Here is a 9,796-nt window from a genome sequence, read left to right as displayed (position 1 = left end):
AGCAGGGTGGCATAGCGGCTGGGGTGGTCTCTCTCATGGGGACACTCTCCACCTTAAATCCTTGTCAGTCAAGGGTTTTGCTTTTATTTTACCTTTTTTACCGTTTAAGTCCCGTTAGAAAGTTGAAACCCAATAAAATCCCTTCAAGGGATTGAAACCTATGCTAGGGCATGGCAAAAAGGGGATATTCCTGTTGAAACCCAATAAAATCCCTTCAAGGGATTGAAACGTTTAATTCCGCCGGAATTCAGTAAGCGAGTCACGATCGAGTTGAAACCCAATAAAATCCCTTCAAGGGATTGAAACCGATCGTTTCTCTTTTAATTCCTGAAGAATGCTGTTGAAACCCAATAAAATCCCTTCAAGGGATTGAAACAAAGCGAAAGACGTAAAGGGGCAGGTGAATCACTGCAAAGTTGAAACCCAATAAAATCCCTTCAAGGGATTGAAACTGCGTGTCTATTACAATCTGGCTGCCCCCCGGATCTTTGTTGAAACCCAATAAAATCCCTTCAAGGGATTGAAACATAGATCGAGGTAGAACTTAACGACCTCTTGTCGGTTGAAACCCAATAAAATCCCTTCAAGGGATTGAAACCGCAACTCCTCGGGAACGAAGAAGCGCCACAAAGGTTGAAACCCAATAAAATCCCTTCAAGGGATTGAAACCGCCTTTAGCCTCAATCGAGAGGGATTGTAACATCTGCAAGGTTGAAACCCAATAAAATCCCTTCAAGGGATTGAAACCTCGCCGAGGGTATGTCTTATCGCGACTTTGAGGCGTTGAAACCCAATAAAATCCCTTCAAGGGATTGAAACATAATCAACATCACACTCCCTACTGTGCGCGTAAAGTTGAAACCCAATAAAATCCCTTCAAGGGATTGAAACTTTGCCCGTAGGAGGGGAAGCAGGCACTTGAAAAAGTTGAAACCCAATAAAATCCCTTCAAGGGATTGAAACGCCAACGTTGACCATTTACAAGTCGAAAACGCTGGCGAGGTTGAAACCCAATAAAATCCCTTCAAGGGATTGAAACAAAATCAGCAGGAAATCCCCTAGGTTCTTCGCCACCACGTTGAAACCCAATAAAATCCCTTCAAGGGATTGAAACGTCAATAAGGGGTTTGTGAACCCCGCGAAAACCTCGAAGGTTGAAACCCAATAAAATCCCTTCAAGGGATTGAAACCTCGCGATGGATCTAATTGGAGAAACTCAAGAGGAGTTGAAACCCAATAAAATCCCTTCAAGGGATTGAAACTTTGACGAATTACCGGACGTTGACGCCCAGATAGAAGGCGTGTTGAAACCCAATAAAATCCCTTCAAGGGATTGAAACGGACTAAATCCCTGGTCGGTCGCGATCGACTCGTCGTTGAAACCCAATAAAATCCCTTCAAGGGATTGAAACCAACCGTTTCAAGTAACCTGTAGGCGGTTTGGATCGACTGATGTTGAAACCCAATAAAATCCCTTCAAGGGATTGAAACATGGATAAAAACGTTCGAGATCGAGTTGAGATCGACGCCAGGTTGAAACCCAATAACGGGACTTAAACGGTAAAAAAGGTAAAATAAAAGCAAAACCCTTGACTGACAAGGATTTAAGGTGGAGAGTGTCCCCATGAGAGAGACCACCCCAGCCGCTATGCCACCCTGCTTTGAGAAGTGGTGCAAGCGTTTCGACCCCGACTTCAAAACCCAAGCACAAAAAAAGGGGTTTAGACACTATTTGGGAGGATTACTCGGGGAAAGCCAGCGAAAAAACAATAACTCAGATGGCAAACGACTCGGTGGGAGTGGTTTACAACCGCTTACATCATTTTATAACGGAATCCCCTTGGGAGGAGAAGCGTATTAACGAACGTCGTTTAAAGGTGGTGGACTCCTGCCATCAAACCCGAGTGGGTCGGGGATTTGCCTTGCTGCTCGATGATACAGGACATCGAAAAAGCGGCAACTTCACCGCAGGTGTGGGAAGACAGTACATCGGAGAAATCGGCAAGCTCGACAACGGAATCGTGGCGGTAACGACCCATCTCTATGATGGCAAAAAAATTTGCCTCTGGATGTAGAAATCTATCAGCCAGCCAGTTCCTTACCCTCAGGCAAGAAAGATCCCTCTTTCAAAAAGAAACCCGAAATCGCCTTAGAATTAATTGACCGGAGTTTAAAGAGAGGGTATCGACCGGGAATCGTCCTCATGGATGCCGGCTATGGTAACAACACAAATTTTTTAAAGGGACTCGAATCTCGCCGACTGAAGTATCTAGGAGCCGTCGCCAAAAATCGGAAAATCTGGCTGAATCAATCGGGAGAAAATTGGCAAAAGATTCGCCTTGATGAATATGCCAAAAGCTTACTAGAAGAGGACTTTACGTCAGTTTCTCTAAATTCAAACAAGCCCAAAACCCTGTGGGTGGCGACGGGTACGGCAGAGCTGTCACGTCTACAAGGAGAAAGAACCTTTGCTATCGTCATGAATGCAAGTTCTTATGCGGACGCGACAGAAATTGATTATTTTATCACGAATGAAGACTCCGAAAAAGTGACTGCCGAATGGGTCGTGAACACTTACTCAGGGCGAAACTGGGTAGAAGTCTTCTATCGGGAAGCCAAAGGATGGTTGGGTTGGAGGGAATGCCAGGCGAGAGGTTTGAAGAGTTTACAGCGGCATTTAATTTTGGTATTTTGTGCCTACACTTTTATCCTTTGGCATAAGTTGACGGGCGGTTTACGAAGGAAGTGGGCGAACCAACCTTTGGAAACTTTTGTAGATGCTTTAGAGGCTTTTCGGACAGCCATGTCTTTTCGTTTTGTGGCATGGCTGAACGAGAATCGAGACCTGTTTGCCGCTCACAAAGCGCGTTTTGGCTTGGTTTGGGCTTGAAATTTGTTTAAGTACCGCTAGAGACATTCCGGAACGGACGCCGCCAGAGTGGGTGAAAGAGGGGGTGGAACGTCGATATCGAGGCACGGCCACGGGGGCGAAATCGGTGAAATCGGGGAAAACTCAGACGAAGTCGAGTCAGCGGAGCGATCGCCGTGCGGCGAACGTCAAAGGAGGGATGGAGGAGTTGTCCCTGTGGCTGCGAGACGTAATGCGGGAAGGGTTGGCGTCGGTGCAGGGAAAGAGCAATGTGGATTGGGACGCGATCGCTGCCCGAGCGATCGACGCTCAAGCCCCCGGAATCGCCAAACAGCTTCGGGAGATAGCGCGAATTCCCTACACGGGTACTCAATGGCACGAGCGACTGTTGGAACGACTGGGGTTGTTGTGGCTGTTGGTGGAAGGCTACCAGCGCATCGAGCGTTTACCGCCGGGGATGCAAGCGGAAATTCGCACTCAAATTGGTTGGACGCAGCGTCAAAGTGAAGTGGTGCGGGGTTCCGGGGAGTGCGATCGCTGGTTGGTGGCGGGGCAATCCGTGGAGAACGAACATACTGGGGCAACGACGTTAAAAGCTCAGCGAACCTGGCTCGTGGGGGAACGAAGCCATCGCTGGGCCGTCGTTGTCAATTACGTTCACCACCGCCAACCGTTAGATGACTGTTTCGTTCCCGGTACGGCATGGAAGGGGGAAGTGGTATTTTACGAGGGGGCGTATCCGTTGCGGGGGGTGGTGAAGTCTCGGGATGAGGGGGTCGAACTCGTCGCGCAGTTACCGGGGTTTTCGGATATCGACGCGGGATTGAGGGCATATGCGGAGGCGTTGGGGAAGAATCCCTGGTGCGATCGCTTTCCCTTGTCGCTGTCTGCGGTAATTCCCATCGACGGCGGAACCCGAGTGACCGACGAACTGGGGAATACGTTACCGATTTCGCCCAAGTTTCAGCACAATTGGCAGTTAATGGCGGTGAGTGGGGGAAGGGCGATCGCTCTGTTTGGCGAGTGGGATGGTTTGGCGTGGTTGCCCTTGGGGGTCGTCGCCGACCGGCGATTTGTGGGGTTTTGAAGCGCGATTTAACGCTGTTGTAAAATGTACTGCAAGTTGACAGACAAAAAGCGGAACGATCGTTTCGCCCCGCTTTTTGAGTGTTTTAAACGAGCATGGAGGGATTCGAACCCCCGACCCTCAGAACCGGAATCTGATGCTCTATCCGACTGAGCTACATGCCCGCGCCGGTCTAGTATAGCTCGATCGAGCTGGAAATAGCAAGCTGCCGATCGCAAGTTTCGGACGGTTGCAGTTGAAGACTGGGAAACCCCCTCAAGTCTTCCGCCCAACAATAGTATCGTCTCGCGATTTATTCCGAATTTTGCGATCGCGATCGCCGTTAAAATAGACCTAGGCGATCGTGAATTTGGAGAACCCAATATGCAGTCTCGGACGACCCTAGCACTGGCGATCGGCTTTGTCTCTCTTCTCTTCGGCTTTGGAGAATTCCCTGCGTTCTCTCAAGGCATATGTAACCCGAACCCCACTCCCGCAGACGGATGTGCTGAAACACCGCTTCAAACCTATATCGGAACGGTTCGCGATACCCCAACTCAAGTAACGACTTACGCCTCGGGATGGGTCGAAATTCACCTCGGAGAAACAGTTCGGGGGGGCTATCGAGACGAGACCGGACGGGTGGCTGTCTCGGACGACCTATCGTATCAGTTGACCGAAAACGCGGACGGATTGCAACTCCAGCAGTGGCGCGACGGCGTTCCGACTTCCTTTACCGGACAACTCGTCACGCGCTAACCTTGACTCGAACGTCAGCCAAACTCCACTGAAAAGGGGCGATCGAACTTTAACACCGACGCGATCGCCTAAAATCCCAAAGAAAAACCCGGTCTCTCAATCGAACCGGGTTCTTTGCATTAAGGTTTTGACGTGAATCTTAACTAGCCGAAACAGGCTTGGCATCTTCAGGCGGTAACTTCACCTTGGTGGCTAAGCCCAAAGCTTTCAACAAGCTAATCGTCATCCAGGTTAAATCGACTTCCCACCACCTCAAGCCGTGGCGTGCCGAATACTGGAAGGCGTGGTGGTTGTTGTGCCAGCCTTCACCGTAAGTCACTAACGCCACCCACCAGCAGTTGAGAGAATCGTCTCCAGACTCGTAAGCACGATAGCCGAATTGGTGTGTGGCGCTGTTGACGAACCAAGTGCAGTGGTAAACGGCAACAACCCGCACGAAAATTCCCCAGACCACAAAAGACAATCCATTACCCACTAGGTAATCACCTAGGAAATACAGGAATATACCTAAAACGACCTGAATGGGAATAAAATATTTATTGCAAAATTGATAAACTGGGTCGTCCGCGATATCTTTCGTGACCTTGTCAACTTCCCTTTTCATGGGAATCTCGTGCAACATCCAGCCTACGTGACTCCACCAAAATCCTTTGTTGGAATCGTGGGGATCTAGGGGCGTGTCGGAGTACTTGTGGTGAAGGCGGTGCATCCCGATCCAATCGACCGGCCCCGACTGACAGGAGAGCGTGCCGCAAAACAGGAAAAAGTACTCAAGCCATTTGGGAACTTGAAAGCTACGATGACTAATGAGACGGTGCCATCCCAACGTGATGCCCAAGCCTCCTGTCACCCAGTGAAGTACCAAGGCGACGCCAATTGCCGCCCAGGAAAAGTTACTTGGAAAAAAAGCCAAAGCTGCCGCTAAATGGAGTCCTACAAGCCACAGAGTTGTGGTCCAATCTAGGGCTAGTTTTTGGGGTTTTGCAACTGTCATGCAGTGACCTCGAACAATTCTAAGTTTTGGAATCGACCTGTTGGATTTTATCAAAATATGGGGAAAAAGAGGTAAAGTGGATTTTTTAGTTTGTCCTCTTACCTTAGACTCGACCGTATTCCATGAATCTTCAGATTGATTTAACAAATGCAATTCGATCGACTGCGACGGTATTTTCAGAGATCGACGCAAAAGTCAAGGACAACCTGAAACGGGTGTTGGACGCTTACCACGAACATCGCGTTGGCGTGCGCCACTTCGCCAGTGTCTCGGGATACGGACACGACGATTTAGGCCGCGATACGTTCGATCGCGTCTTTGCCCAGGTCGTTGGCGCAGACGCGGCGATCGTGCGCGTGCAGATGGTCTCAGGAACCCATGCTATCGCTTGTGCGCTTTTTGGGGTCTTGCGACCGGGAGACGAAATGCTCTCGGTGGTGGGTTCGCCCTACGACACCCTCGAAGAAGCGATTGGTGTGCGCGGACGCGGCCGGGGGGCGCTGATGGAATACGGTGTGAAATATCGAGTTTTGCCCCTTACGGATGCGGGAACGGTGGACTGGGACGCGCTGGCAACTGCGGTCGAGCCAAAAACTCGCCTCGTCCTCATTCAACGGTCGTGCGGCTATTCGTGGCGCACGAGCCTCTCGATCGATGATATCGCAAAAATCGTTCGCCTGGTCAAACAACAAAATCCCAATACGGTCTGTTTTGTGGATAACTGTTATGGGGAATTCGTCGAAGACCGGGAACCGACAGCGGTGGGGGCGGATTTGATGGCGGGGTCGCTGATTAAAAATCCGGGGGGAACCATCGTTACGGCTGGGGGATATGTGGCCGGACGGGCGGATTTAGTCGAAGCGGCCGCCTGTCGCCTCACGGCACCGGGAATCGGTAGTTCTGGCGGTGCGACGTTCGACCAAAATCGGTTGTTGTTTCAGGGCTTGTTCCTGGCGCCGCAGATGGTGGGAGAAGCTATTAAAGGTACGCATTTGGTGGCGAAGGTGTTTCAGGATTTGGGGTATCGCGTCAAACCGCTTCCCGAAGAACCTCGCTGTGACGTGGTTCAGGCGATCGAATTGGGGACGCCGGACAAGTTGGTAGCGTTCTGTCGCGCCATTCAGCGCAATTCTCCTGTGGATTCGTACCTCGACCCGGTTCCGGCGGAAATGCCGGGATACGACAGCAAACTGGTGATGGCGGGGGGGACGTTTATCGATGGGAGTACGTCGGAGTTTTCCGCAGACGGCCCGATGCGAGAGCCTTATATCGCGTTCTGTCAGGGGGGAACCCATTGGACACAGGTGGCGCTGGCGTTGGAAGATGCCGTGGCTGCGGTGGGGAAGGCTTAGGTCGAGTTGAAAAGGGCGATCGCCAGATCGGGAGGAGCGGTTGGCATTAAAAATTTGGGTGCGTTAGAGTCATCTGTGACACAACCACAGATGACTTTTGGCGGTGAATATCTCTATCCAAGTCTAATCGACAAAGCTGCCGCTTTAGCATTTTTATTGACTATGAACCATCCATTTGTCGATGGCTTAGAAGTTTCCGCTTCAGTTGACGATGCCGAACAAATGTTCTTGAATTTAGCCTGAACCGCGAGAATCCTACGTTTCTAATCTCCGATTGAAGCGTAGATGAATCGCGGCGGTAAGGTTGCGGGCAAGCCGTTCGATACTGTTATGCTGCTCTTAGTGCAAAGCTTGTTTCACCTAATGAAAGTTGTCAAGCTGAGAATTTATCCCACGGGGGAGCAGGAAGTTGCCCTGGCGAAAGCCTTTGGCTGCTGTCGTTTCGTGTGGAATCGTTCTCTGCAATTGACGACTGAAGCCTACCGCCAAACGGGGAAAGGCATCTCTGGATTAACTCTCAAAAAGATGCTTCCGCAATGGAAGCGAGAACTGGAGTGGCTCTCAGACACTTATTCTCAATGTCTGCAAAGTTCGGTACTCAACCTCTCGAGAGCGTTTGTAAACTTCTTCGAGGGACGCGCTCGATATCCACGATTTAAAAGCAAGCACAAACGGCAATCCCTTCAATACCCGCAAAATGTCAAACTTGAAGGCAACAAGTTACATCTTCCTAAAATTGGAGAGGTGTACTGTCGTGTTCATCGTTGGTTTGAAGGGACAATCAAAACCGTAACCGTCAGTCGCCATACTGACGGACGATATCACGCTTCAATCCTTATCGACGACGGGTCTGACAAACCCGAACCCAATCCTGACGGTAAAGCTGTTGGGATCGATATGGGGTTGAAGCATTTTGCGGTGACTTCTGACGGTGAAAAATACAACAATCCACGTCACCTCAACGCTTCGGCTCCGCTCAGCGTTGAGTCCTCGACTCCGCTCGGACTCAAGAAACACGAGCGCAACCTCAAGCGCAAACAGCGAAAACTTTCGAGAAAACAGCAAGGGTCGAACTCTCGTCGAAAAGCCAAACGGTTAGTGGCGCGAGTTCACAGCAAGATTGCCAACTCTCGAGCGGATTTTCTCCACAAGCTATCCCGCTCTCTTGGTGCGCGTTCCCTAGCGCCGTGCGACGGCGCGGGGTCGCACCGCAAGATAGTCAACGAGAACCAAGTGATTGTGGTGGAAAATCTAGCCGTCAAGAACATGGTCAAGAACCATAGCCTCGCGAAAGCGATAAGTGACGTGGGGTGGGGAATGTTTTCGACCCTGCTCAAATACAAGGCAGAGGGAGAAGGGAAGGTTTATCTGGAAGTGGATAGATTTTTCCCCAGTACTCACCTATGTTCTGAAACTCTGCTGCCGCTCCCAAAAATGGGACTTAACGTGCGGTCGTTTGAATGCCCCCATTGCGGGCAGGTTCACGACCGAGACATCAACGCGGCAACAAATATCAAAAATGAAGGCTTGCGGATACTGGCCTCGGGAACCGGGGCTGCTGCCAGTGGAGGGAATGTTAGACCAAAGGGAGGTCGAATTCGTTCGACACTTCCCGAGGCAATTCCCACTGAAGTTGGAAGCCACTCATCAATCGCCTCGCGATGATGAGTGGTAGTTCACCAAGAGGTCAAATCGAACGAGAAACCTTAGCGAATACCCTTAGCGAACTAGCTGCGGGAACGGGTTATGAAGTTTCAAGGTTTGTGAAAAAGGGTATAGCAATCCCAAATGGGTCGTCAAAAATTAAAACACCAGAAAAAATCTGATTCTCCGTTCCCCGTTCCCCGCTCCCGATTCCCTTTTTGGCTCAATTTTGTGACACAACTGATTTAGGGTTGCTATAGTACAAAGTCTTCAATTCTTCACCCACTCGTACATCTCAAGTAAGGCGGGATCGCATTTACAACACTCGCCACAAGTACTCGCTTCCTGAATTTGACGGATGCGCCCCTTACGAACCAGTTTTTTTAACATCGGACGTAGGGCATCCGAATCCATTTTAAAACGAGTCGAAATTTCGGACAAAGGAACTGTATTTCGTTCTTTTAAATAGGTTTGTAATTCTTGTAAAATCATGGTGCGCGAACCTCCATGTAAGACGTTCTTATTACTATTTTAACGCTCTATCGAAATTTAGTTATTAATAATCGATTAAATTTGAAGTAGGGCAAGGTACGTGACGCAGGGCATTTGAGTGTTCCGATCCGGGCATTTTTCCCCGACGTCACGCACTGATTACCGCGAACGGCGAACAGTGGAGATCGCAAACCGATCGCATATTCACCAAGTTCGACCTCCCAATTCCCTCAAATCTCCGAAAAACGCTGTCGATCGCGTCGGGCGGGGCGCAAACTCCATAAGATCCCTAACGTGACCCCCATCAACACCAGCATCGCTACGATCCAAGTTGTAGAAAAGCCGGGATGTTCGGAAAACGTTGCCACTTGATAAAACACCGTTGCGACCCAGTAGGCTAATCCCGTCGTCCACAAGGCTGAAAACAGCGTCCAACGCCAGTTGGTTTCTCGGTAAACGGCTGCGGTGGCCGACACGCAGGGAAAATACAGGAGGACAAAGAGCAGATACGCAAACGCTCCCACTTTGCCGTCGAAACGTTGCACCATCTGCCCGAAGGTTCCTACTGCCACTTCCTGTTCTTCGGCAGCGGTTTCGGTATCTTGCACGTCTCCCACGTT

General features: G+C 50.2%; 7 protein-coding genes, 1 tRNA gene, 2 pseudogenes and 1 CRISPR repeat array. Of the genes and pseudogenes, 6 read left to right on the top strand and 4 right to left on the bottom strand.

The window, feature by feature from the left end:
* Positions 1-121 precede the first annotated feature (121 nt).
* Positions 122-1,491: a CRISPR direct-repeat array (repeat unit 37 nt; unit sequence GTTGAAACCCAATAAAATCCCTTCAAGGGATTGAAAC).
* 133 nt (positions 1,492-1,624) lie between these two features.
* Positions 1,625-2,890 (top strand): annotated as a pseudogene (locus GEI7105_RS32505) (IS701 family transposase).
* Positions 2,850-3,956 (top strand): SWIM zinc finger family protein, encoded by a 1,107-nt coding sequence (locus GEI7105_RS32500; RefSeq protein WP_158413273.1) that lies wholly within the window; start codon positions 2,850-2,852, stop codon positions 3,954-3,956. Before GEI7105_RS32505 ends, GEI7105_RS32500 begins: the two are co-directional and overlap by 41 nt.
* Positions 3,957-4,046: 90 nt before the next feature.
* Here GEI7105_RS32500 and GEI7105_RS0125610 read toward each other — a convergent pair.
* Positions 4,047-4,120 (bottom strand) — tRNA-Arg (locus GEI7105_RS0125610).
* Between the two features lie 199 nt (positions 4,121-4,319).
* On the opposite strand from GEI7105_RS0125610, the gene GEI7105_RS0125605 reads away from it, so the two are divergent.
* Positions 4,320-4,694: a hypothetical protein gene (locus GEI7105_RS0125605; protein WP_017663222.1), complete on the top strand. Its 375-nt coding sequence runs from the start codon at positions 4,320-4,322 to the stop codon at positions 4,692-4,694.
* A 139-nt stretch (positions 4,695-4,833) separates the two neighbouring features.
* Here GEI7105_RS0125605 and GEI7105_RS0125600 read toward each other — a convergent pair whose 3' ends face one another.
* Positions 4,834-5,688, bottom strand: a complete 855-nt coding sequence (locus GEI7105_RS0125600) for an acyl-CoA desaturase (protein ID WP_017663221.1) — start codon at positions 5,686-5,688, stop codon at positions 4,834-4,836.
* 122 nt (positions 5,689-5,810) lie between these two features.
* Between GEI7105_RS0125600 and GEI7105_RS0125595 the strand changes: the two genes are divergently transcribed.
* From GEI7105_RS0125595 to GEI7105_RS0125585, 3 genes are all read left to right on the top strand, one after another.
* On the top strand, positions 5,811-7,040 hold the full coding sequence (locus tag GEI7105_RS0125595) for a methionine gamma-lyase family protein (RefSeq protein ID WP_017663220.1): 1,230 nt from the start codon (positions 5,811-5,813) through the stop codon (positions 7,038-7,040).
* 6 nt (positions 7,041-7,046) lie between these two features.
* Positions 7,047-7,283 (top strand): type II toxin-antitoxin system death-on-curing family toxin, encoded by a 237-nt coding sequence (locus GEI7105_RS37940; RefSeq protein WP_035494088.1) that lies wholly within the window; start codon positions 7,047-7,049, stop codon positions 7,281-7,283.
* Between the two features lie 120 nt (positions 7,284-7,403).
* A complete protein-coding gene (locus GEI7105_RS0125585) occupies positions 7,404-8,705 on the top strand; it encodes an RNA-guided endonuclease InsQ/TnpB family protein (RefSeq protein ID WP_026097964.1) in 1,302 nt (433 codons plus the stop codon).
* Between the two features lie 249 nt (positions 8,706-8,954).
* Here the strand turns inward: GEI7105_RS0125585 and GEI7105_RS0125580 are convergent, their stop codons facing one another.
* A complete protein-coding gene (locus GEI7105_RS0125580; RefSeq protein ID WP_017663216.1) occupies positions 8,955-9,176 on the bottom strand; it encodes a FeoC-like transcriptional regulator in 222 nt (73 codons plus the stop codon).
* Between the two features lie 230 nt (positions 9,177-9,406).
* Positions 9,407-9,796: pseudogene (locus tag GEI7105_RS0125575) on the bottom strand (nucleoside recognition domain-containing protein); the annotation flags it as partial.

Source organism: Baaleninema simplex PCC 7105, from assembly GCF_000332355.1.
GTDB lineage: Bacteria > Cyanobacteriota > Cyanobacteriia > Cyanobacteriales > Geitlerinemataceae > Baaleninema > Baaleninema simplex.
The sequence above is the reverse complement of the archived record's forward strand: the minus strand, read 5'-3'. Positions and strand labels throughout refer to the sequence as shown.